We start from the raw sequence: 22986 nt of genomic DNA, 5'->3' as shown, positions 1-22986 counted from the left end.
GCAGGGCAGGCCGCTGCCCTGCCAACCTGAAAAGCACCCCGATGGGTGCTTTTTTTATGGCCATAAAAAACGCCAACCCTGGGGCTGGCGTTTCATTCATTACACCGCTCTGGCCGGAAACCTGTTCCGTTTAGGCAACGTTGGCTTCTGAGGCACGCTTGGTGTAGTTCTCCATCTTGTCAAAATTGAGGTACTTGTAGACCTCATCTGACATGCTGCTCAGGTCCTTGGCGTATTCCATGTACTCCGCCGGAGTCGGCAGCTTGCCCAGAACAGCCCCTACCGCAGCCAGTTCCGCCGAGGTCAGGTACACATTAGCGCCGTCACCAAGGCGGTTCGGGAAGTTACGGGTAGAGGTGGACAGAACCGTGCTTTTGGCGGCCACCCGTGCCTGGTTACCCATGCACAGGGAGCAGCCAGGCATTTCAGTACGGACTCCCGCGGTGCCGTAGATGTTGAAGTAGCCTTCTTCCATCAACTGGGCTTCATCCATCTTGGTCGGCGGCGACATCCACAGCCGGGTTTTCAGGGGTTCCTTGTTCTGGGCCAGCAGTTTGCCCGCGGCACGGAAGTGACCGATGTTGGTCATGCAGGAGCCGATGAATACCTCGTCAACCTTGTCGCCGGCCACTTCTGACAGGAAGCGGGCGTCGTCCGGATCGTTCGGGCAGCAGACGATGGGTTCCTTGATGTCTGCCAGGTCGATTTCCACCACATGGGCGTACTCTGCGTCTTTGTCAGCGCGCATGAGCTTGGGATCCGCCAGCCAGCCTTCCATCTGCTTGGCGCGGCGCTCAAGGGTGCGTGGGTCGCCATAGCCCTCGGCGATCATCCAGCGCAGCATGGTGATGTTAGAACGCAGATATTCGGCGACAGACTCTTCCGACAGATTGATGGTGCAGCCGGCTGCAGAGCGTTCGGCAGAGGCATCGGAAAGCTCAAATGCCTGCTCGACTGTCAGATGTTCCAGACCTTCGATTTCCAGGATCCGACCGGAAAATTCGTTGACCTTGCCTTTCTTTTCAACGGTCAGCAGGCCGTGCTTGATGCCGTACAGCGGTATGGCGTGGACCAAGTCGCGCAGGGTAATGCCAGGCTGCATCTCGCCCTTGAAGCGGACCAGTACAGACTCAGGCATGTCCAGCGGCATAACACCTGTGGCCGCAGCGAACGCAACCAGACCTGAGCCCGCAGGGAAGGAAATGCCCATGGGGAAACGGGTATGGGAGTCACCGCCGGTACCGACAGTGTCCGGCAGCAGCATGCGGTTCAGCCACGAGTGGATAATGCCATCGCCGGGACGCAGGGCAACACCGCCGCGGGTCTGGATGAAGTCAGGCATGGTGTGCTGCATTTCCACGTCGATCGGCTTGGGGTAAGCCGCCGTGTGACAGAACGATTGCATGACGAGGTCCGCCTGGAAGCCCAGACAGGCCAGATCTTTCAGCTCGTCCCGGGTCATGGGCCCGGTGGTGTCCTGGGAGCCTACTGTGGTCATACGAGGCTCACAGTAGGTGTTCGGGCGAACGCCTTGACCTTCATCCAGACCACAGGCCTTGCCGACCATTTTCTGACCCAGGGTGAACCCCTTGGTGCCCGCTTCGGGATCCTTTGGCAGCCGGAAAAGATCCGTTGCCCCCAGGCCCAGCACCTCTCGGGCCTTGGCGGTGAGGCCACGGCCAATAATCAAAGGAATACGGCCACCGGCCTGGACTTCATCCAGGATAACGTCGGACTTGAACTTGAACTCGGAGATGGTCTCGCCGGCTTCGTTCAGCACTTTGCCGTCGTAGGGACGGATTTCAATAACATCGCCCATGTTCATGTTGTCTACGGGCGCCTCGAATACCAGAGCGCCGGCGTCTTCCATGGTGTTGAAGAAAATGGGGGCAACCTTGCTACCGATACAGACGCCGCCCGTGCGCTTGTTGGGCACGCCCGGCATGTCGTCGCCGAAGAACCAGAGCACCGAGTTGGTGGCGGATTTGCGCGAGGAGCCGGTACCGACAACATCACCTACGAACGCGACGGGCAGGCCCTTGGCCTTGAGCTCGTCGATCTGCTTCATGGGACCGATGGAGCCGGGCTCATCCGGGCTCAGGCCCTCACGGGGCATCTTGTAGGCCGCCCGTGCGTGCAGAGGAATATCGGGGCGTGACCAGGCATCGGGTGCCGGAGACAGATCATCGGTATTGGTTTCACCGGTGACCTTGAATACGATCATCTTGGTGCTTTCGGGTACCTTCTTGCGACTGGTGAACCATTCGGCGTTGGCCCAGGACTCCATCACGCTTTTAGCAACGGCGTTGCCGTTTTCCATCTTCTCTTTGACATCGTTGAACGCATCGAAAACCAGCAGGGTCTTCTTGAGTTTCTCACCAGCCTGTTCTGCCAGTTCGGCATCGTCCAGCAGGTCCACGAGAGCGACGATATTATAGCCGCCCTGCATCATACCCAGCAGATCCACGGCTTTGCTGCGGTCCAGAAGGGGAGAGGAGGTTTCGCCCCTGACGATGGCGCTAAGGAAGCCCGCCTTGACGTAGGCAGCCTCATCCACACCCGGCGGTACCCGGTTCTCCAGCAGGTCGACCAGCGAGTTTTCTTCACCGGCCGGGGGGTTTTTCAGTAACTCCACCAGGGCAGCTGTCTGCTCGGCATTCAACGGCTGCGGGGGAATGCCCTGAGCTGCGCGTTCTGCAACGTGTTCACGATAGGCTTCTAACACGATAAGGACCCTCATCAGTTGGGATATCCCGCACGGTCAGCGTTGGCTGGCGGGAATTTATAGGCGGAAAGGCCGCGAATTGGCGCTGTATTCTATAGGAACCGACTCATAAAGTTAAGTTGGCCAAAAGACTGAGGTGGGCCAGGGCGTGTGTATAATGCACTGAAGTTCCCCTGTAGCTCAGCCATGGACCTCGCCAAATGCAAGCCGACATAGATGCTGTCATCGCCTTTCTGCCATGCCGGACGCCTGATGCCTGGGTCGAGAATGCTCTGGCTTCGCCAGACATCATGCTCATTGATCACGCCCATTGCGAGAAGAAAGCCGCCTCTACAGCCCTGAGCCTGATGTACCGCTATGTGGACAACCCGGAGTTACTGAACAAGATGTCCCGGCTGGTCAGGGAAGAGCTGCGTCATTTCGAGCAGGTACTGGCAATTATGAACGACCGTGGCATCTGTTACGGGCACCTCAGTCCGTCCCGCTACGCCGCCGGCTTGCGCCAGGCGGTAAGGCCGCAGGATCCGGACCGGCTTGTGGATGTGTTGGTCGTCGGTGCCATAATCGAGGCCCGGTCCTGTGAGCGCTTTGCGATACTGGCACAGCACCTGGACCCGGTGCTGGCGGACTTCTACACCGGTCTGCTCAAATCAGAGGCCAGGCATTACCGCGACTACCTCGCCCTGGCAGAGAAGGCAGCAGGTGGGTCCATCAGTGGCCGCATCAGTGTCTTTCTGGACCTGGAAGAAAACCTCATAACACAGCCGGACACCGAGTTCCGCTTTCACAGCGGCCCGCTGAGCTAGTGTCCTAACGCGCGACACAGTTCCATCCAACGGGCGATGCCGGCGCTGCGATACTTCTGCTTGTGAAGGATAAAGTAGAACCGGCGGTCAAACTGACGGTGTTCCGGAACCTCCAGAGGAACCAGACTGCCGCGTTTGAAGGCATCGGCAAGACATACCTGGGAGAGGCAACCGATCCCCAGACAGGTTTCCACCGCACGCTTTATTGCCTCGGTATGCTCCAGTTCCAGAAGAATGTCGAGGTCCGGGAGCAGGCCATGCATGCCCCTTTCGAAAGTCTGGCGGGTACCTGAGCCCTGTTCCCGCATGATCCAGGTGGCCTGGCGCAGGTCATCGTCAGACAGGGCACCACGTTGGGCGAGCGGGTGGCTCGGGCTGCAGAATACTACCAGCTCGTCGTTGCGCCAGGGGATAACCTCAAGGTCGGGTGACTGAAGTTCGCCTTCTATAAGGCCGATATCCAGTTCAAAGTCGCTGACGCGCCTGGCAATGGTCCGGGTGTTGGCCACTTCCAGAGACACCCGGGCATGGGGTTGAATTTTCATGTAGTCGGCCATAACACCTACAGCAAGGTAGTTGCCGATGGTGAGGGTGGCGCCCACTTTGAGCGCGCCGACATCGTTATGTTGGGTCAGCCCCTGTTCCAGTTCCTGAGCCTGGGCCAGAAGAGCCTCCACTTGGGGGCGGAACAGCCGGCCTAACTCGTTCAGTTGCAGGCGTTTGCCCACCCGATCGAAGAGCTGGATGTTGAATTGTGTTTCCAGTTCCTTGAGCGCGCTGCTGGCAGCCGACTGCGACATGGCCAGGGCGCTGGCGGCTTTGGTGATGTTCTGGGTATGAGCCGCAGCCAGGAAAACCTCGAGTTGGCGGAACGAGTAACGCATAAATCGATTTTTCCGAATAAGGTTATGAAAATATCCCATTTCATCGATAGGTTACTCCCGGGTTATGATTCGCTCAACTTTGAAACAGAATTTTCCAACTACTTCTTCTGGAGTAAGGCGAGACTATGAGCAACCTGAACAGTGAAAAAGTGACAAGCGTCCGTCACTGGAACGATACCTTGTTCAGTTTCACCACGACTCGGGACCCCGGCTTTCGTTTCAAGAATGGTCATTTCACCATGATCGGCCTGCAGACCGACGGAAAGCCCCTGATGCGCGCTTACAGCATCGCCAGCGCAAACTATGAGGAAGAGCTTGAGTTTTTTTCCATCAAGGTTCAGGACGGGCCCCTGACATCACGCCTACAGAAAATTGAGGTAGGTGACGAGATTCTAGTCAGCCGAAAGCCAACGGGGACGCTGGTGGTGGATCATCTTCTGCCGGGCCGCAACCTGTATATGATCAGCACGGGCACGGGCCTGGCGCCATTCCTGAGTATTATCAAGGATCCGGAAATCTACGAGCATTTTGACAAGGTCATACTGACCCATGGCGTCCGTTATACCTCCGAACTGGCTTACCAGAAGGATATTGACGACCTGCCCAATAACGAATTCTTCGGTGAGATGGTCCAGGGAAAGTTGATGTATTACCCCACCGTGACCCGGGAGGATTTCCGTAATCAGGGCCGCCTGACCGACCTCATGGAGAGCGGCAAGCTGATGTCAGACCTGGGGCTCCCCGAGTTCAACCTGGAGGATGACCGCTTCATGATCTGTGGCAGCCCCAGCATGCTGAAGGATACGTGTGCCATTCTGGACCGCCAGGGCTTCAAGGAATCACGCCATGGGGATCTGGGACATTATGTGATTGAAAGGGCCTTTGTGGAGAAGTAATCCTTATGGGGCTTCGGCGGATTATCCCCGAACAAGCGCCCGGGTTAACGAAGTGGTAAAACCGAAAGTTGTCAGACGACTGCAGTTGTTGAAGATGTTAGAAGTCATTGACCCCGAAGTGCTGAGCTCCGGGGTTTTTTTTGTTTCAGCGCGTCAACCGTCTCAGCGCTGACCGGTACGTGCTATCTGGTCCGAGAGCTCGGTCAGCTGGCGCTGAACATTATGCAGCTGTCGGTTTATATCATCACGTTCGTCATGGGCTTCCTGGGCCTGCTTGGCGTTCTGTTCCTCGCTCATGACTTCGAGGATGACGCCGATCATCATGTTCAGGAAAACGAAGGCGGTCAGGAAAATAAAGGTCACATAATACAGCCAGCTCATGGGGTAGATCTCCATGGTGGCGTACATGACATCGGTCCAGTCTTCAAAGGTTGCCACCCGGAACAGGGTCAGCATCGAGATCGCCACGTCTCCCCAGAGTACCTCATCCACTTTGGCAAAGAACATCGAGCCGACGGCAGCGTAGATATAGAAAATAATGAACATTAACAGTGCGATATAGCCCATTCTTGGAATGGCTTTCAGCAGCGAGTTGATCAGGAATCGCAATTCGGGGAGCACCGAGACCAGGCGAAGAACCCGGAATACCCTCAGCAGGCGGCCGAGCAGGACTGCATCAGAATTGTTGAGCGGAATGAGGCTGCCGACCACGACAATGGTGTCGAACAGATTCCAGCCATCGAAAAAAAAGCGCTTTTTGTTCGGGCAGGCGGCAAACCTGAAAAGAATTTCCACCAGAAAGAAGACAGTAATGGCAAAATCCAGCACGCTTAGGGTGCGATCTGCCAGGGGCGAGAGTTCGTAGGTCTTGGCACCGATCGCAAGTGCCGACAGAATGATGATCGAAACCACCGCACCCTGGAAAAGACGGCTGGACTCGATCCGACGCAGACGTTCGAGACCCGAGGATGAGTTGAAGGCGGAAGGCATGATCGGAATCGACTCCTGAATATGGTGCGAAGGGGATTCTAAAGCCCCTAAGAGCGAATGGATAGTTCCGCCCCGTTACCGATTGGACGGAAGCACTTTTTGGAGAGGTGTATGGGAGACTGCTGCAATAACAGTTCGGATCTGGAGCTCCTCCGGGACCGGCAGAGCGGTACCTTGAAAGCGGTATTCGCCATCAATGCCGTCATGTTTGTGGTGGTGGTCACGGCTGCGCTTTATGCCAGCTCGGCGGCACTGCTGTCCGACAGTCTTGATAATCTTGGCGATGCGCTCACCTACGCCTTGAGCTTATGGGCGGTTTACCTTGGTGCCCAGGCCAAGGCCCGGGTTGCCTTTTTCAAAGGCCTGCTGATTCTTCTCGCGGCTGTGGTTGTGATTGGGCAGATTGTCTACAAGCTGCTCAATCCCTCAGTGCCGGTGTTCGAGCTGATGGGCATCTTCAGCCTGGTGGCACTTGCGGCCAACAGCCTGTGCCTGGGTTTGCTCTGGAGGCATAGAGCCGAAGACGTCAACATGAGCTCGGTGTGGGAATGTTCACGCAATGACATAGCGGCCAATCTGTCCGTTTTCGTGGCTGCGGCAGGGGTCTGGGCTACTGGTTCCGGTTGGCCGGATCTGGTGGTCGCATCATGTCTGGCTATCCTTTTTCTGCGCTCGGCGATTCGGGTGTTGTCCTCTGCAAGGGCAGAGATGCAGGCCACCGGGCAGGCCTAGATATTTTCCAAGGGAGAACCCAGTGATCAGGAGAAGCTACCACAAGCGCGCGCGATCACTTCGCAAGGCGCTCCGGATCCTTGCGGCACCAGTGAAAGGGGATAGTGGTCGCGGCGGGCTTTTTATCCAGGCCTACCGCGGCTTTGGTTCCCGGCAACAGGTCTTTCTCATGGGTCGGGTATTCAAGCAACCGGGCTCAGGTACCGACAGGCGCGAGCACTCGCTAAAACAGGATTTGATTGATCTCCTCCGTCGCCTTCTGCGCAAACCCATCGTGAACGCCCAGGTCCGGGTTCGCTATAAAGATGCCGAAACCCTCGTTCGTACTGACCGGCATGGGTTCTTTCGGGTTCATATGGAGCTGACCACCATGCCCTCGGATGTCACCTGGCATTCGGTTGATCTGTCTCTTGTGCACCCGGTTGACGAGCGGGCGGCGACCACGGGGGAGTTTTATACCCCTACCTCCAGCGCCCGTTACGGAGTCATCAGCGACATCGACGATACGGTGGTCTACACCGGCGTAGCGAATACCGCCATGATGATGTGGCGCCTGTTTGCCCAGGGAGCTGAGAGCAGGGTGGTGTTTCCCGGGGTTTCGGCGCTTTACCAAGCATTCCACGGAGGCCCCGACGGTGCCCAAGGCAACCCCTTGCTGTACGTGTCCCGCGCCCCCTGGAGTATCTATCAGGTGTTGGTGGAGTTTTTCCGTCTGCATCGCATACCTAATGGTCCCATTTTGATATTGCGGGAATGGGGGCTGAAGCGGGGAAGTCTGCTGCCACGACGCGCCAAGGATCACAAGGTGGATGCTATACGGCACATGTTATCGGTGTATAAGGAGCTGCCATTTATTCTTATTGGCGACAGTGGCCAGCGTGACCCCGAAGTGTATGCGGAAATACTCCATGAGCATCCCGGAAGGATTCTTGGCATTTACATACGCAATGTTAGTGACGACCCTCGCCGCGACGACGCCATCGCCGAATTGGCCCGGGAAGTTAAAGCATCGGGGAGTGACCTCATGCTGGCAGGCGACAGCCTGACCATGGCTGAGCACGCGGTAGAGCAGGAACTGATTCCGGCCAGTATTGTGGACAAGGTACGGCAAAGCCAGGAAAAGGACCAAGCCAAGGACGATTAGAGTTATGCCTTTAGTGACCAAAAAGCCCTGTATAGATATCTGCGAATTCGATCGCAAGGACCAGTGCAAAGCTTGCGGCCGGACTCGGGAAGAGAAGAAAGTGTGGAAGCAGATGTCGGCGGAAGAGAAAGACGCGGTCTGGCGCCGTGTGCTGGGTTCTCACGGGGTAGGGAAGGGTAAGGAAGCCCGTGCGCTTCGGGCGCTGTACGACAAGGCAGTCAAAAAGGCCATCCGTAAAGAAGAAGAAAGACGGCGCGAAACTGATTAATATCCTAAATTACCTATGTCCTTGCCACCTGCAATGCCGCACTATCTGGCGGCCTTACGCAGGCACAGAATCAAGCGGTGTTTTCCAGCGCTAAAAGTTCGTACAGAAGGTTTTCCCTATGGGTCCTGGCTCCACAGCTGCCGAAGCGTTTCTTCTGGCACATCCTGAACTGCAATTTATTGATCTGCTGATCCCTGACATGAACGGCATTGTGCGCGGCAAGCGTATGGATCCGTCCGGGCTGCTGAAAGTGTTCGAGCGGGGCATTGCTCTGCCTGCGTCCATTTTCGCCCTGAATATCCAGGGCACCACCGTCGAGGAAACCGGTCTTGGCCTGGACATAGGCGAGGCTGATCGCGTCTGTTTGCCGGTAGAGGGCACCCTCACCATGGAGCCCTGGCAGAAGCGGCCCACCGGACAACTGTTGCTGACCATGTACGAGCTTGACCGGAAGACTCCGTTTTTTGCTGACCCACGGGTGGTCCTTGAGAATATCGTCAGTCGCTTTGCCGAGCTGGGCCTGACGCCTGTAACTGCTTTTGAAATGGAGTTCTACCTGATTGACCAGGAGAATCTCGCCGGCCGGCCCCAGCCGCCCAAATCTCCCATGTCGGGTAAACGCCCAGCAGGTGTCCAGGCCTATTCCATAGACGATCTGGACGAATACGCCGAATTCCTGGCAGACGTTCTGGATGCGGCCCGGGAGCAGGAAATTCCTGCCGATGCGCTGGTGGCCGAGTCAGCACCGGGCCAGTTTGAGGTAAATCTCCATTATGTGGACGATGCGGTCAGGTCCTGCGACCACGCCACTTTGCTCAAGCGCCTGATCAAGAATATGGCCTACGACCATGAAATGGATACCACGTTCATGGCAAAGCCTTATCACGACCAGGCTGGCAGTGGCATGCACCTTCACGTCAGCCTGATTGACAGTAATGGCCGCAACGTCTTTGCCGGCAATGCGGATTCCCCCAACGAGATGCTGCGTTGGGCCCTGGGCGGGCTATCCGAAACCATGAACGACGCCATGGGCATGTTCTGTCCCAATATCAATTCCTACCGTCGCTTCAGCCCGGAATACTATGTTGCCAGCGCGCCGACCTGGGGTGTCGATAACCGCACCGCTGCGCTCCGGTTGCCCGGGGGTGATCCAGAGGCGCTACGTATCGAGCACCGGGTCGCCGGGGCCGATGCCAATCCGTACCTGGTCATGGCTGCGGTGCTCGCAGGCATCCACCATGGCATTACCAACAGAATCGAGCCGCCGCCGATTACGGTTGGCAATGCCCATGAGCAACACGAAGCCAGCCTGGTCAATAATCTCAGGGACGCTCTGCGCGGCCTGACCCAGTCACCAGTCATGAACGACTACCTGGGCAGCCGCTTTCTCGATGTGTTCGTGGCCTGCAAGGAACACGAACTGACAGAGTTCGAGATGACCATTTCAGACCTGGAGTATCTCTGGTACCTGCATACGGTCTAGCTGCACTGCAATCTGCTAAGCGGTGCACACGCCAAGCTGTCCGGGACATCAGGCCAACCTGGCAATTACTCCAGCATCAGCCAGGTCGCCTTCAGCTCGGTGTACTTGTCAAAGGCATGCAGGGATTTGTCGCGGCCGTTGCCGGACTGCTTGAAACCACCAAAGGGCGCAGTCATGTCGCCGCCGCCATAGTGGTTAATCCACACGCTGCCGGCCCGGAGGGCTTTGGCTGTTTTGTGGGCAACATTGATGTTGGAGGTCCATACCGCTGCGGCCAGGCCGTAGACTGAGTCATTGGCTATGGCAATGGCCTCCTCTGGCGTTCGAAAGCCGATTACGGCGAGTACAGGGCCAAAGATCTCCTCCGAGGCGATGCGCATGCCGTTGTTCACCTTGTCAAAGACCGTGGGCTGGACAAAAAAGCCTCCGCTGTCCTGCATGACCTGCTGCCCGCCTTCGACCAGTTCGGCACCTTCATCCCGTCCTACGCCAATGTATTCAATTATTCGATCAAGTTGTTGCTGGTCAACAATGGCGCCGCAGGTAGTAGACGGGTCAAGGGGATGCCCTGGCTTCCACTGCTGCAGAGCTTCCCTGACCAGGCCGACGAACTCGGCACGAATGCTTTCTTCAACCAGCAGGCGGGTGCCTGCAGTACAGACTTCCCCCTGGTTGTAAGCGAAGGCGCTGGCTGCCTCGGCAGCGGCTTTGGGCAGGTCAGGAGCGTCGGCGAACACAATATTGGGGCTCTTGCCGCCGGCTTCCAGCCAGACCCGCTTCATGTTGGACTGGCCGGCGTAGATCATGAGCTGTTTCGCGACCGCTGTTGAGCCGGTAAACACCAGGCAATCCACGTCCATATGGAGAGCCAGGGCCCTGCCCACGGTATGACCGTAACCCGGTAGTACGTTGAAAACGCCATCGGGAATGCCCGCCTCCTGCGCCAGGGCGGCCAGGCGGATGGCGCTTAGTGGTGATTTCTCGGAGGGCTTGAGGATCACCGAGTTGCCGGTTGCCAACGCCGGCGCGACTTTCCAGGCCGCCATGATAAGAGGAAAGTTCCAGGGCACGATAGCCGCGACCACGCCCACCGGCTCACGGGAGACCATGCCGATCTGGTCATGAGGGGTTGCAGCCAACTCGCCGTAGACCTTATCAATGGCTTCAGCGGTCCAGCTGATCGCCCGGGCGCAGGCGGGAACGTCGCCGGTCAGGGCATGGCTAATGGGCTTGCCCATATCGAGGCATTCCAGCAGCGCGAGTTCTTCCTGGTGCTGGCGTATCAGGTCGGCGAACGCCATAAGCACCGCCTTGCGGCGGGCCGGGGCCAAGTGGCGCCAGGTACCCCTTTCGAAGGACTGCCTCGCAGCCACCACAGCGATGTCAGCATCCTTTGCGTCGCAACTGGCTACTTCTGCCAGAGTCCGGCCATCAATGGGACTAATACAGGTAAAGGTTTTGCCACTGCTGGCGGATTGATACTGGCCGTTGATAAAGGCCTGACCGTTGATCTTCAGGCTGTCAGCAAGGTGTTGCCATTGTTCGCGGGTGTCAGGTATCGGCATAGCGGCCTCGGATGGCAGAAAGGGTGATTCGATGCCAGAATCATAGCAATTTGTACGCATGGGCGCTGGCTTCCCAGGGTGTTTTCTGTGGCATAAACTAGCGGTCCTTTCCCTTACGCCAGATATTGCCATGAAGCAGTTCGAGCCGGTTCCTTCACTCTACGAGGCTACTGCCAAACCAGCACCTTCCCGTCCGCCTTTGGATGGTGAGCGGGAAGCCGATGTGTGCGTGATCGGTGCCGGCTTCACGGGGTTGTCCACGGCACTGTTTCTGGCTGAAGCCGGCTTTCGGGTAGTGGTTCTGGAGGCCGCGACCGTAGGCTGGGGTGCCTCTGGACGCAATGGCGGGCAGATCGTTAACAGCTACAGCCGGGATCTGGATAGCATTGAGAAACAGACCGGTGGTGACAATCTCAAGCTATTGGCCGATATGGCTTTCGAAGGCAGCCAGATCATCCGCCAGCGCGTCGGACACTACGGCATCGACTGCGACCTGAAGGACGGTGGTGTGTTTGCGGCACTTAACCGGGGGCAACTGACTCATCTTGAAGGACAGGAGCGACTGTGGCGGCGGTTCGGCTACACCGGGCTGGAGCTCCTGGACCGACCGGCGATCCGCAAGCGCGTGGGCAGCGAGCGTTACGTAGGAGGCGCTATTGATCATACTGGCGGCCATGTCCATCCCCTTAATCTTGCTCTTGGAGAAGCGGCCGCGCTAGAGAGCCTGGGCGGCGTTATTTGCGAGCACTCTGCTGTAATCGAGGTTGAGCGGGGTGAGCCTGCCGTGGTAAGTACGGCCGATGGCCGGGTGACGGCGCAGTTCGTCGTGGTAGCAGGTAACGCTTACCTTGGTGGCTTGATGCCGGAACTGAATGCGAAATCCATGCCCTGCGGGTCCCAGATCATTGCCACAGAACCTCTGGACGAAGCATTGGCACAGCGGCTGTTGCCGGATGATAACTGTGTAGAGGACTGCAACTACCTGCTGGACTACTTCCGACTTTCGGCCGACAGACGCCTGATCTACGGCGGAGGGGTAGTCTACGGTGCCCGGGACCCGGCCAATATCAAGAAGATCATTGGGCCCAAGATGCTCAGGACCTTTCCGGAGCTCGCCGGCGTAGGCATCGATTTCAGTTGGACCGGCAACTTCCTGCTTACGTTATCCCGGCTGCCACAGTTGGGCAGGCTGGACCGGAATATACTCTATTCCCAGGGCTGCTCCGGACACGGTGTCACATTCACTCATGTGGCTGGCAAGGCGGTGGCTCTGGCAATAGAGGGTCAGGCCGAGCGGTTCGATGCTTTTGCCAGTTTGCCTCATTACCCTTTTCCGGGTGGTCGGCTCCTGCGGGTACCCTTCACAGCCCTGGGCGCCTGGTATTATGGTCTCCGTGACAGGCTCGGTATCTGACCTGTGCTGTGTACCTGGAACAAAAAAAGGCCTCGAGAGGCCTTTTTTTGTTTCTTACACTAAATCAGGTTTCTGGCATGGGCGGATTCTGCCATGTTTTCTTGGCGCGAACCTGCTTGTACAGTAATTCCAACTGCTTGCGGATCGCATTACTCGCCTGTTTTGCCGCCACCCGGGTATAGTGAGCCCGGACATTCGTGCTGTTGTGCAGAATGCTGGAGGGTACGGGTGTTGAGGTATAAAGATGTTGTGCCATGGTTCTTCCTCCATGTGGGTGACTTGTGGGCGGAACTATAAACGTTTATTTTTGCAGTTTGAATAGGTTTAAACTCATATAATTTTGCAAAAGTGCAGCGACAATGGATTGGGATTATCTTCGATACGTTCACGCCCTTGCGACCGGTGGGACGCTGAGTCGGGCGGGTGAAATTCTTGGGGTCCACCAGACCACGGTTTTGCGCCGACTGGACCAGATAGAAGAGCAATTGGGCGTGCAATTGTTCGAGCGCAACCGGGACGGACTGGTGATGACGGTTGCCGGTGAGACCGCTTTCAAGGAAGCCGACAGGCTTAGCCATGAAATGGAAAACCTGGAACAGAAGCTGGCGGGCCAGAGCGTGCGACCAGAGGGTAAAGTGCGCCTGGCAACCACCGATACGTTGCTCAACTGCCTTCTGAACCCCGTGCTCAGCGATCTGGTGGCGGTTTACCCAGGTATCCAGCTGGAGCTCAATACCGGCAATGAGGTAAACAGTTTGAGTCGGCGTGATGTCGATCTTGCCCTGCATCCCAGTAATCAGCCACCCGAGGCCATGGTAAGCCGGCGAGTAGCCACCATCGGGTCCGCTATCTACAGTGCGGTCCAGTATATGGACTGCAATCCCGATTTTGACCCGAAACACCCTGAAGCCCAGGCCTGGGTGATGCCGGATGACAGCTTCAGTCACCTGGCCACGGGCGCGCGCTGGTACCAGAAAAACCTCAAGGAATCCCAGCCGGTAATCCGTTGTAACAGCCTTTATTCGATGTACAGCCTGATCCGGGCAGGCAGTGGGGTGGGGGTCCTGCCCTGCTATATTGGCGACGCCGACCCGGAGCTCCAGCGACTGTCACCGCCTATCAAGGGGGAGGGTATTGACCTGTGGCTGTTGACACATCCTAACCTGCGCCAGGGTGCACGTATCAGGTTGGTGATGGAGTTTCTGGCCGAAAAGCTCGAAGGCGTCCGACCTTTAATCGAGTGCGAACGCGAAAACTAGTCGGTACCTGCGGCATCAAAGCCAGGGTGAGAGGCGGGGCGTTTATGGCTCAGTTGCTCAGCGCTCCCGAGTCGATTCCTCAGGACAAAGGGGCTTTTTTCAGCTGCGGCTGCTGGCCGGCCTGAGCTTCAACCCACCAGATATGATCGCCCCAGTCCCCCAGCACGATTCGCTCGGCGGGGCTACCGTTCGCCTCTAGCTGATGCACCGCAGGGCGGTGAGTATGGCCGTGGATGAGGCGCTGCACCCTGAATGTCTCCATCACTCGGACAACTTCTTCCGGTGTCACATCCATGATGGACTCCTGCTTGCCCTTGTTCTTGGCCATGCTGAGTTCCCGTAACTGGCGGGCAACGGTCTGGCGTTCGGCCAGGGTGCGCTGCAGAAACGTTTGCTGCCACTCCCGGTTCCTCATACTGGTCCGGAACTTCTGGTACTCCACATCCGCCGTGCAGAGACTGTCGCCGTGCATGAGGAGAGTCGGTGTGCCATAGAGGTCTACTACGGTCGGATCTTCCAGCAGCTCCGCACCTGCCCGGGCACAGAAATCATCGCCAATGAGAAAATCGCGGTTGCCATGCATCAGGAAGACCCGGGTGCCGCGATCACTAACGGTGCTCAGTGCTTCGGCCACCTGGTCCTGCAAGGGGGTGTGCTCGTCGTCGCCAATCCAGGCTTCGAAGAAATCTCCCAGGATATAGAGTTCCCGGGCATTGGCTGTATGACTATCCAGAAAGCCCAGGAAGGCCCGGGTAATGTCCGGGCGGGCTTCCTCAAGATGAAGGTCAGAGATGAAAAGCGTGGTCAAGCGGTGCCTCCGTTTCCCTCTTCCTCCACCACTTCCGCTTTTTCAATCACAACATCTTCCACCGGCACGTCCTGGTGGCCGTGCTTGAGGGTAGTCTTGGCGAACCGGATGTCGTTCACAACGTCCATGCCTTCCACGACCCTGCCAAACACCGTGTAGCCCCAGCCCTCGGCATTTTTGCCGGTGTGGTCCAGAAAGCCGTTGTTCTCGACATTTATGAAAAATTGCGCGGTGGCCGAGTGGGGGTCCATAGTGCGGGCCATGGCAACGGTTCCTGCCATATTGCTGAGCCCGTTGTCCGCTTCACTCCGGATCGGTTCGCCAGATTTCCGGGGCTTCATGCCCGGTTCGAAACCACCCCCCTGGATCATGAAGTTGCTGATTACACGGTGGAAGATGAGGCCATCGTAGAATCCGTCACGGACGTATTTTTCGAAATTTTTGGCGGTCACCGGCGCTTTTTCGTAGTCCAGTTCAATCTTGATATCACCGTGGGTGGTTTTCAGCAGAATCATTCCAGTTTCCTGTTCAGTTGAATATGAGAGCGTGGTGTTGGCTGATTATCGGTCATTGTACGGGAGAGTTTGGCCCCGTGCATGAGTTAGGCCGCCAATTATGCGTATAATATCGGCCCTGGATTCACCCCATTAGTCGAGACCGTATGAGCGCCGAGTCAAAGAAAGCCCATAACTTTATACGCAGCCTTATTGAAGACAGCATCCGTGAGGGCAAACACACAGGTCAGGTGGTTACCCGGTTCCCGCCGGAGCCCAATGGTTACCTGCACGTGGGGCACGCCAAGTCTATCTGTCTGAACTTTGGCATTGCCGAGACCTTTGACGGGGTTTGCACCCTGCGCTTTGACGATACCAATCCCGAGAAAGAATCGCAGGAATACATTGATGCCATCAAGCGGGACGTCAGCTGGCTGGGTTACGAGTGGGCCGGAGAGGTCCGCTACGCATCTGACTATTTCGATGCCATCTACGATTTCGCGGTTGAGCTGATTGAAAAAGGCAAGGCCTACGTCTGCGGTCTGAGCGCGGACCAGATGGCCGAGTACCGCGGCACCCTGAAGGAGCCGGGCCGCAACAGTCCGGATCGCGACCGGCCGGTGGATGAAAATCTGCAGATGTTCAGGGACATGCGTGATGGCAAGTATGCCAATGGTGAACTGGTACTGAGAGCCAGGATCGACATGGCCTCGCCCAATATCAACCTGCGTGACCCCATTCTGTACCGCATACGTTATGCCGAGCATCACCAGACCGGCAACAAGTGGTGCATCTACCCGATGTACGACTTTACTCACCCGATCTCAGACGCTCTTGAGGGTGTTTCGCATTCCCTGTGCACTCTGGAATTCGAAGACCATCGTCCACTCTACGACTGGGTTCTGGAGAATATTTCCGCGCCAGCCCAACCACGGCAGATCGAGTTTGCGCGGCTGAACCTGAACTACACCATCACCAGCAAGCGCAAGCTCAGGCGCCTTGTGGAGGAAGGCCATTGCACGGGCTGGGACGACCCCCGTATGCCGACGATTTCCGGTATGCGCCGTCGTGGTTACACGCCGGAATCCATCCGCACCTTTTGCGACATGATCGGGGTGAACAAGGCCGGCGGCACAGTGGACATGGGCATGCTTGAACATGCTATCCGGGAAGACCTGAATATACGGGCGCCGCGGGCCATGTGCGTCATGCGTCCGTTGAAGGTGACTCTGAGCAATTATCCGCAGAACCAGAGCGAAACCCTTTCTCTGCCTGTGCATCCGCAGAACGAGGCCATGGGAACACGGGACGTGACCTGGACACAGACCCTGTATATCGATCGCGAGGACTTTTCTGAAGAGCCACCGCGGAAATGGAAGCGCCTTGCACCGGATCAGGCCGTGCGGCTGCGCGGAGGCTATGTGATGACCTGTCGGGAAGTGATCCGGAACAACGCAGGCGAAATAACCGAGCTGCGTTGTGACTACGACCCTGACACACTGGGAGTGAACCCCCAGGGTTACAAACCCAACGGTGTCATTCATTGGGTCTCCGCTACCGACAGCGTCGAGGTGGACGTTAATCAATATGACAGGCTGTTCCTCCATGAGTCCCCTGACAGCGATAAGGAAGGCGATTTCGTTGCTCACCTGAATCCTGACTCTCTTGTCCGGATCAGCGCCGCACGGGTGGAAAAGAGTCTGCTGAAACCTCGGCAGGATCTGCCCTACCAGTTTGAACGGGAAGGCTACTTCTTCTTCGATCCCGAGGTATCTGAAGAGGGCCGACCGACCTTCAACCGGACCGTCACGCTCAGGGATTCCTGGGCCAAAGCCAACACCTGAGCAACGGGCAACCAACACGTGATCCAGATCCATAACACCCTGAGTCAGCGCAAGGAAGAATTCAGACCCCTGGAGCCCGGCAAGGTACGGATGTACGTCTGCGGCATGACTGTCTATGACTACTGCCATCTTGGGCATGCCCGTGTACTGACCGCTTTTGATGTGATTACCCGTTACCTGAGGCACCGGAATTACGACGTCACCTATATTAGAAACATCACCGATATAGATGACAAGATACTTCAGCGGGCCGAGGCCAATGGCGAGGACTACCTGGCCCTGACCGACCGCATGATCAAGGCCATGCACGAGGATGAAGCCCGTCTCGGTATCCTTCCGCCCACCAAAGAGCCGAGAGCTACAGCTTACATTGACGAAATCATTGCCATGATTCACATCCTGATCAGCAAGGGTTTTGCCTATCCGGCTGACAATGGCGATGTGTATTTTGCGGTTGACGGGTTTGAAGGCTACGGCAAGTTAAGCAAGAAAAAGCTGGAAGATCTGATTGCCGGCGCCCGAGTAGGTGTGTCAGAGGCCAAGCGTAGTCCCGCCGACTTTGCCTTGTGGAAAGCAGCCAAAGCCGGCGAGGTCAGTTGGCCCTCGCCCTGGGGTGACGGGCGCCCGGGCTGGCATATCGAGTGCTCTGCCATGTCGACCTGCTGCCTGGGGGACACTTTCGACATACACGGCGGCGGCCCGGACCTGCTGTTTCCCCACCATGAAAACGAAATTGCGCAATCGGAAGCGGCGACCGGCAAGCCCTTTGTCAATGTGTGGATGCACGCTGGTGCCGTTCGGGTCAATAAAGAGAAGATGTCCAAGTCCCTGGGCAACTTCTTTACCATTCGCGAGATCCTGGAAAAGTACCCTGCCGAAGTGGTGCGCTATTTTCTGGTTTCAAGCCACTACCGGAGCCAGGTGGACTACTCGGAAGAGAACCTGGAAGAGGCAGGCCGGACGCTTACACGTCTGTACACGGCGCTGAGAGGGATTGTCCCGGATAAAAAACCTTCCGTTGAAATTGCAGGGGACGCCGACCAGCAATTCCACGCCGCCATGGACGACGATTTCAATACACCCGGCGCACTGACAGTGCTTCATGCCCTTGCGTCGGACATCAATGTCTTCCGCCGCGAGGGCAGGGACCGGGAAGCGTCAGAGGCGGCTGCCGTGATGGTAAGCCTGGGCAAGGTGCTTGGGATTCTGCAGCAGGATCCCGAGGCGTATTTCAAGGCCGGCAATGTAGGTGACCTGACCGCAGAAACCATAGAAAGTCTGATTGCCGCTCGCAATAAGGCCCGGAAAGAACGCAACTTCGCAGAAGCAGATCGGATCCGGGACGAGTTGGCCGACAACGGCGTCGTACTTGACGACTCACGGGACGGTACGAGCTGGCGACGGGGCTGATTCGCCCGGGTGTGAACTGCTCCGGTTTTTGACGTAAACTAGCGGCCCAATTAAACGACAAACCCGCGGGAACGGCGGGTGGGAGCCGGCCTTGCTAAATACCGGTTCCGATAACTCAGCAACTATCGAGGCAACAACGATGACGGAACGCGTGCAAGTGGGCGGCCTGCAGGTCGCAAAAACACTGTTCGACTTCATTAATAAGGAAGCGATTCCTGGAACGGGTGTCGACTCTGACAAATTCTGGTCAGAACTGGACGCCACCATCCACGAGCTGGCACCCCGCAACCGCGATTTGCTTGCCAAGCGTGACGAGATCCAGTCCAAGATGGATGCCTGGTACCGCGACCGCAAAGGCCAGAAGCTGAACATGGAAGAGTATAAGAATTTCCTGGCTGAGATCGGCTACCTGGTCGAAGAGCCGACTGACTTCAAGATCAGCACTTCAAACGTGGATCCGGAAATCGCCACCATGGCCGGACCGCAGCTGGTGGTTCCGATCATGAATGCCCGCTTCGCTCTCAACGCCGTCAACGCTCGCTGGGGGAGTCTGTACGATGCCTTGTACGGCACTGACGTGCTTTCCGAGGAAGACGGGGCAGAGAAGGGTCGTGGTTACAACCCGGTCCGTGGCGCCAAGGTGATTGCCTATGCCCGTGAGCTTCTCGACGACTCGGCTCCACTGGCGAACGGCAGCCATAAAGACTCGGTCAAGTACTCCGTCGAGGACGGCAAGCTTGCGGTCAAGCTCCAGAACGGCACCGTTACCGGTCTGAAGGATGAGGCTGCTTTCGTGGGTTATACCGGTTCCAAGAACGAGCCTACAGGGATCCTGCTGATCAGGAACGGCATGCACTTCGAGATACAGATCGACGCCGGCCATCCGATTGGCAAGAGTGACGGTGCTCACGTCAAGGACGTCCTCATGGAATCGGCCCTGACCACCATCATGGACTGTGAAGATTCCGTTGCAGCTGTCGACGCCGGTGACAAGACCCTGGCGTATCGCAACTGGCTGGGTCTGATGAAGGGCGATCTGCAGGAGAGCTTCGACAAAGGTGGCGAGACAATCACACGCAAGATGCATTCGGACCGTACCTATACCGGGGCAGATGGCCGTGACCTGACCCTGAAAGGACGAAGCCTTATGTTCATCCGCAACGTCGGTCACCTGATGACCAACGGCGCGATCCTGGACAAGGATGGAAACGAAGTTCCCGAAGGACTGATGGACGGTGCCTTCACCTCCCTGATCGCAATCCATGATCTCAAGAACAGCGGTAACTTCCAGAACAGTACGACTGGCAGCGTTTACATCGTCAAGCCCAAGATGCACGGCCCTGAAGAGGTAGCCTTTACCAACGAGTTCTTCGGTCGGGTTGAGGATGCGCTTGGTCTGCCGCGCTATACCCTCAAAGTAGGAATCATGGATGAAGAGCGTCGCACCACGGTCAACCTGAAAGCCTGCATTGAAGCGGCAAAAGAGCGTTGTGTCTTTATCAACACTGGCTTCCTTGACCGTACTGGCGATGAGATTCATACCTCCATGGAAGCCGGTCCGGTTCTGCCCAAGGCTGATATGAAAAAGGCCGCCTGGATCCAGGCTTACGAGAACTGGAACGTGGACATCGGCCTGGAAGCTGGCCTCAGCGGAAAAGCCCAGATCGGCAAAGGCATGTGGGCTATGCCTGACCTGATGGCGGATATGATGACGGCCAAGATCGGCCATCCGAAGGCCGGGGCCAACACCGCCTGGGTTCCGTCGCCCACAGCGGCTACCCTGCACGCCATTCACTACCATCAGGTAGATGTGGCGGAGGTCCAGGCGGAACTGGCCAAGCGCGAGCGCGCCAGTCTCGACGATATCCTCACCGTGCCATTGATGGACGACCCCAAGTCGCTGTCGGATGAAGCTGCCAAGAAGGAGCTCGACAACAATGCCCAGGGAATTCTGGGCTATGTTGTGCGCTGGGTTGATCAGGGTGTCGGCTGCTCCAAGGTTCCTGACATCAACGATGTCGGTCTGATGGAAGATCGAGCTACGCTGCGTATCTCGTCACAGCACATATGCAATTGGCTCTATCACGGCATTTATACAGAAGCGCAAGTGGTCGAGGCGATGCAGCGCATGGCCGCAGTTGTCGACCGGCAGAACGCGGGCGATGCTCTGTACCAGCCAATGGCGCCGAACTTTGATGATTCAGTGGCCTATCAGGCTGCCCTGGACCTGGTGCTGAAAGGCCGCGAGCAGCCCAATGGCTACACTGAGCCGCTGCTGCATGCCTATCGCCTCAAGGCGAAAAGAAAAGCCGGGCAATAAGTAAGCTCCGGAATCAGAAAAACCCGCTCAGGCGGGTTTTTTTGTGGCTGAGAACCAGGTTGCGGTGGCGCTGGTCGTTGTCTGGGCGTCTAGTCGCCGTGGAGGATGTTGGCGGCGTACAGCGTGTTCTGTAGCAGCATGGCGATCGTCATGGGGCCAACCCCGCCAGGGACCGGTGTTATGTGGCCAGCGCGCTCTGCGGCGGCTTCAAACTCAACATCGCCGTTTAGCGTGCCGTCTGACATGCGGTTGATGCCCACATCAATGACCGTGGCGCCCGGTTTGATCCATTCGCCCTTGACCAGGTCCGGTTTGCCCGCCGCCGCTATTACAATATCGGCACTGCGAACGAAGCTTGCCAGATCCGGAGTGAACCGGTGGGTGACGGTTGTAGTGGCGCCTCGCAACAACAGTTCCATGGACATTGGCCGACCGACAATGTTCGATGCCCCGACGATAACCGCATGCTGGCCTTTATACGGGGTATCGATACTGTCAAGCAGAGCGATAATGCCGGCAGGAGTGCAGGGGCGCAGCTCGGGGCGACGTTGAACCAGGCGCCCTATGTTGTAAGGGTGAAAGCCATCGACGTCCTTGTCCGAGCGGATCTTGACCAGGATCGGGTCCGGGTCAAGGTGGTCAGGCAAAGGCAGTTGCACGAGAATGCCGTCCACCGCCGGGTTGCTGTTGAGTTCGTCAATCAGGCCCTCGAGGGCTTCCTGGGAAGTGTCAGCAGGCAGATCATAGGACAACGACATGATGCCGGCTTTATCACAGGCATTGCGCTTGTTGCGCACGTAAATGTGCGAAGCCGGATCCTGGCCAACCAGCACAACCGCCAGGCCAGGAGCCCTGAGACCCTGCTGACGACGGGCTTCAACACCGGCAGCAACCTGCTGGCAGACACCGGCGGCGATTTCTTTTCCATTTATCAGTTTGGCGGTCATGACAAATTCTTTGAAGTGAAGGCATCATTCAAGAGGTCAGGCACTCTGATAGCAGCGAATGGCCAAAAGGAATGGCACCGCCCCTTGCTCGAAAGGACCGTATTGTCGCACGCCCCGTCGTTTTCGCCAATCCATGGGAATTTTTAGTCAACCCGTGGTGTTTCCTGTGGTATGCTCTTGCGGCGCAGAAGGGGACGAGGACCCCGTCGGTTTATGGAAATTGTCTGTTGACGAGCCTTAAAACCGCCGGTATGATTCGCGCCAACTTTGCTGAGGCACTTGTTGTTCAGGTTAATCGGGGTATAGCGCAGTCTGGTAGCGCGCCTGCTTTGGGAGCAGGATGTCGGGAGTTCGAATCTCTCTACCCCGACCATTATTAAGCTGGATAGGTCAGGTGGGCGAAAGGTTATGCGCCCGTAGCTCAGCTGGATAGAGCAACGGCCTTCTAAGCCGTGGGTCGCAGGTTCAAGTCCTGCCGGGCGCGCCATATGCCGTCGGCAAGGTTCCTGTTCAGGTCCAGGCGTCATGCCATGCCCTTTGCAAAGTTAACTGGTAGTAATGAGGCTCAAGACACGCCCAGCGTGCTCTGCAGTTATTTGATGTGGTGGGCGTAGCTCAGTTGGTAGAGCTCAGGATTGTGACTCCTGCGGTCGAGGGTTCGAACCCCTTCGTCCACCCCAATTTTCTGACTTGAGTTGATTTCCGCAGATCAAGAACTTTAAGATGAATACGGCTGTTGTCACTGCCCAGGGCAGGCCAGAGTCGACTAGAAGTTGATTAAGCTCCGGTGGTGGAATTGGTAGACACGACAGGTTTAGGTCCTGTTGCCGCAAGGTGTGGGGGTTCAAGTCCCTCCCGGAGTACCATCCTTTATTTGTTATCAGCCGTAAGCCTGCGTTCAGTTACAGAGCGATTTTTCCGGGCATTATCTGCTTTGATTGCGTCTTCTTTACGAACATCCCTTTGATGATTCTCTCCAGCTGTAAAACCGTGGTAA

The 22986-nt window shown here is 57.0% G+C and carries 19 protein-coding genes and 4 tRNA genes; 15 read left to right on the top strand and 8 right to left on the bottom strand.

The window, feature by feature from the left end; translation table 11 throughout:
• Nucleotides 1-130: 130 nt before the first annotated feature.
• Nucleotides 131-2725, bottom strand: a complete 2595-nt coding sequence (locus G7W63_RS07675) for a bifunctional aconitate hydratase 2/2-methylisocitrate dehydratase (protein WP_166255750.1) — start codon at nt 2723-2725, stop codon at nt 131-133.
• Nucleotides 2726-2925: 200 nt separating this feature from the next.
• Between G7W63_RS07675 and G7W63_RS07670 the strand changes: the two genes are divergently transcribed.
• Nucleotides 2926-3531, top strand: a complete 606-nt coding sequence (locus tag G7W63_RS07670) for a MiaE family protein (RefSeq protein WP_166255630.1) — start codon at nt 2926-2928, stop codon at nt 3529-3531.
• Here the strand turns inward: G7W63_RS07670 and G7W63_RS07665 are convergent.
• The gene (locus G7W63_RS07665; protein WP_166255627.1) at nt 3528-4415 is read right to left on the bottom strand and encodes a LysR family transcriptional regulator; all 888 of its coding nucleotides are present in this window, start codon (nt 4413-4415) and stop codon (nt 3528-3530) included. The genes G7W63_RS07670 and G7W63_RS07665 overlap by 4 nt on opposite strands.
• Before the next feature lie 125 nt (nt 4416-4540).
• On the opposite strand from G7W63_RS07665, the gene G7W63_RS07660 reads away from it, so the two are divergent.
• A complete protein-coding gene (locus G7W63_RS07660) occupies nt 4541-5311 on the top strand; it encodes a ferredoxin--NADP reductase (protein ID WP_166255624.1) in 771 nt (256 codons plus the stop codon).
• A 162-nt stretch (nt 5312-5473) separates the two neighbouring features.
• Here G7W63_RS07660 and G7W63_RS07655 read toward each other — a convergent pair whose 3' ends face one another.
• On the bottom strand, nt 5474-6301 hold the full coding sequence (locus G7W63_RS07655) for an ion transporter (protein ID WP_166255622.1): 828 nt from the start codon (nt 6299-6301) through the stop codon (nt 5474-5476).
• Nucleotides 6302-6412: 111 nt separating this feature from the next.
• Here G7W63_RS07655 and G7W63_RS07650 point away from each other — a divergent pair, with 111 nt between their 5' ends.
• The 4 genes from G7W63_RS07650 (at nt 6413) to G7W63_RS07635 (ending at nt 9928) form a co-directional block, all read left to right on the top strand.
• Entirely contained in the window at nt 6413-7033 is a 621-nt protein-coding gene (locus G7W63_RS07650; RefSeq protein ID WP_166255619.1) for a cation efflux transmembrane domain-containing protein, read from the top strand.
• A gap of 22 nt (nt 7034-7055) precedes the next feature.
• The gene (locus G7W63_RS07645) at nt 7056-8177 is read left to right on the top strand and encodes an App1 family protein (RefSeq protein ID WP_166255617.1); all 1122 of its coding nucleotides are present in this window, start codon (nt 7056-7058) and stop codon (nt 8175-8177) included.
• Between the two features lie 4 nt (nt 8178-8181).
• Entirely contained in the window at nt 8182-8445 is a 264-nt protein-coding gene (locus tag G7W63_RS20185; RefSeq protein ID WP_166255614.1) for a DUF1289 domain-containing protein, read from the top strand.
• A gap of 118 nt (nt 8446-8563) precedes the next feature.
• Nucleotides 8564-9928: a glutamine synthetase family protein gene (locus G7W63_RS07635; protein ID WP_166255611.1), complete on the top strand. Its 1365-nt coding sequence runs from the start codon at nt 8564-8566 to the stop codon at nt 9926-9928.
• Nucleotides 9929-9993: 65 nt separating this feature from the next.
• Here the strand turns inward: G7W63_RS07635 and G7W63_RS07630 are convergent, their stop codons facing one another.
• On the bottom strand, nt 9994-11493 hold the full coding sequence (locus G7W63_RS07630; RefSeq protein ID WP_166255747.1) for an aldehyde dehydrogenase: 1500 nt from the start codon (nt 11491-11493) through the stop codon (nt 9994-9996).
• 130 nt (nt 11494-11623) lie between these two features.
• Between G7W63_RS07630 and G7W63_RS07625 the strand changes: the two genes are divergently transcribed.
• Nucleotides 11624-12907, top strand: a complete 1284-nt coding sequence (locus tag G7W63_RS07625; protein ID WP_166255608.1) for an NAD(P)/FAD-dependent oxidoreductase — start codon at nt 11624-11626, stop codon at nt 12905-12907.
• A 64-nt stretch (nt 12908-12971) separates the two neighbouring features.
• Here the strand turns inward: G7W63_RS07625 and G7W63_RS07620 are convergent, their stop codons facing one another.
• A complete protein-coding gene (locus G7W63_RS07620) occupies nt 12972-13163 on the bottom strand; it encodes a hypothetical protein (protein ID WP_166255605.1) in 192 nt (63 codons plus the stop codon).
• A gap of 103 nt (nt 13164-13266) precedes the next feature.
• Between G7W63_RS07620 and G7W63_RS07615 the strand changes: the two genes are divergently transcribed.
• Entirely contained in the window at nt 13267-14166 is a 900-nt protein-coding gene (locus G7W63_RS07615) for a LysR family transcriptional regulator (RefSeq protein WP_166255602.1), read from the top strand.
• 79 nt (nt 14167-14245) lie between these two features.
• Here G7W63_RS07615 and G7W63_RS07610 read toward each other — a convergent pair whose 3' ends face one another.
• The gene (locus G7W63_RS07610; protein ID WP_166255599.1) at nt 14246-14974 is read right to left on the bottom strand and encodes a UDP-2,3-diacylglucosamine diphosphatase; all 729 of its coding nucleotides are present in this window, start codon (nt 14972-14974) and stop codon (nt 14246-14248) included.
• Nucleotides 14971-15489, bottom strand: coding sequence for a peptidylprolyl isomerase (locus tag G7W63_RS07605; protein WP_166255596.1), 519 nt, complete (start codon nt 15487-15489; stop codon nt 14971-14973). Before G7W63_RS07605 ends, G7W63_RS07610 begins: the two co-directional genes overlap by 4 nt.
• Before the next feature lie 146 nt (nt 15490-15635).
• Between G7W63_RS07605 and G7W63_RS07600 the strand changes: the two genes are divergently transcribed.
• The 3 genes from G7W63_RS07600 (at nt 15636) to G7W63_RS07590 (ending at nt 21042) form a co-directional block, all read left to right on the top strand.
• Nucleotides 15636-17312: a glutamine--tRNA ligase/YqeY domain fusion protein gene (locus G7W63_RS07600; protein WP_166255594.1), complete on the top strand. Its 1677-nt coding sequence runs from the start codon at nt 15636-15638 to the stop codon at nt 17310-17312.
• Between the two features lie 18 nt (nt 17313-17330).
• A complete protein-coding gene (gene cysS, locus G7W63_RS07595) occupies nt 17331-18722 on the top strand; it encodes a cysteine--tRNA ligase (protein WP_166255591.1) in 1392 nt (463 codons plus the stop codon).
• A 139-nt stretch (nt 18723-18861) separates the two neighbouring features.
• On the top strand, nt 18862-21042 hold the full coding sequence (locus tag G7W63_RS07590; protein ID WP_166255588.1) for a malate synthase G: 2181 nt from the start codon (nt 18862-18864) through the stop codon (nt 21040-21042).
• 89 nt (nt 21043-21131) lie between these two features.
• Here the strand turns inward: G7W63_RS07590 and folD are convergent, their stop codons facing one another.
• Nucleotides 21132-21989, bottom strand: coding sequence for a bifunctional methylenetetrahydrofolate dehydrogenase/methenyltetrahydrofolate cyclohydrolase FolD (folD, locus tag G7W63_RS07585; RefSeq protein WP_166255585.1), 858 nt, complete (start codon nt 21987-21989; stop codon nt 21132-21134).
• Between the two features lie 296 nt (nt 21990-22285).
• Here folD and G7W63_RS07580 point away from each other — a divergent pair.
• The 4 genes from G7W63_RS07580 to G7W63_RS07565 all read left to right on the top strand — a co-directional run bounded on the left by G7W63_RS07580 (nt 22286) and on the right by G7W63_RS07565 (nt 22855).
• Nucleotides 22286-22362: transfer RNA gene (locus G7W63_RS07580), tRNA-Pro, on the top strand.
• Between the two features lie 37 nt (nt 22363-22399).
• Nucleotides 22400-22476, top strand: a tRNA-Arg gene (locus G7W63_RS07575).
• A gap of 117 nt (nt 22477-22593) precedes the next feature.
• Nucleotides 22594-22669, top strand: a tRNA-His gene (locus G7W63_RS07570).
• Between the two features lie 101 nt (nt 22670-22770).
• Nucleotides 22771-22855: transfer RNA gene (locus G7W63_RS07565), tRNA-Leu, on the top strand.
• Nucleotides 22856-22986: the final 131 nt, after the last annotated feature.

It is taken from the genome of Marinobacter salicampi (assembly GCF_011074795.1).
GTDB lineage: Bacteria > Pseudomonadota > Gammaproteobacteria > Pseudomonadales > Oleiphilaceae > Marinobacter > Marinobacter salicampi.
The sequence above is the reverse complement of the archived record's forward strand: the minus strand, read 5'-3'. Positions and strand labels throughout refer to the sequence as shown.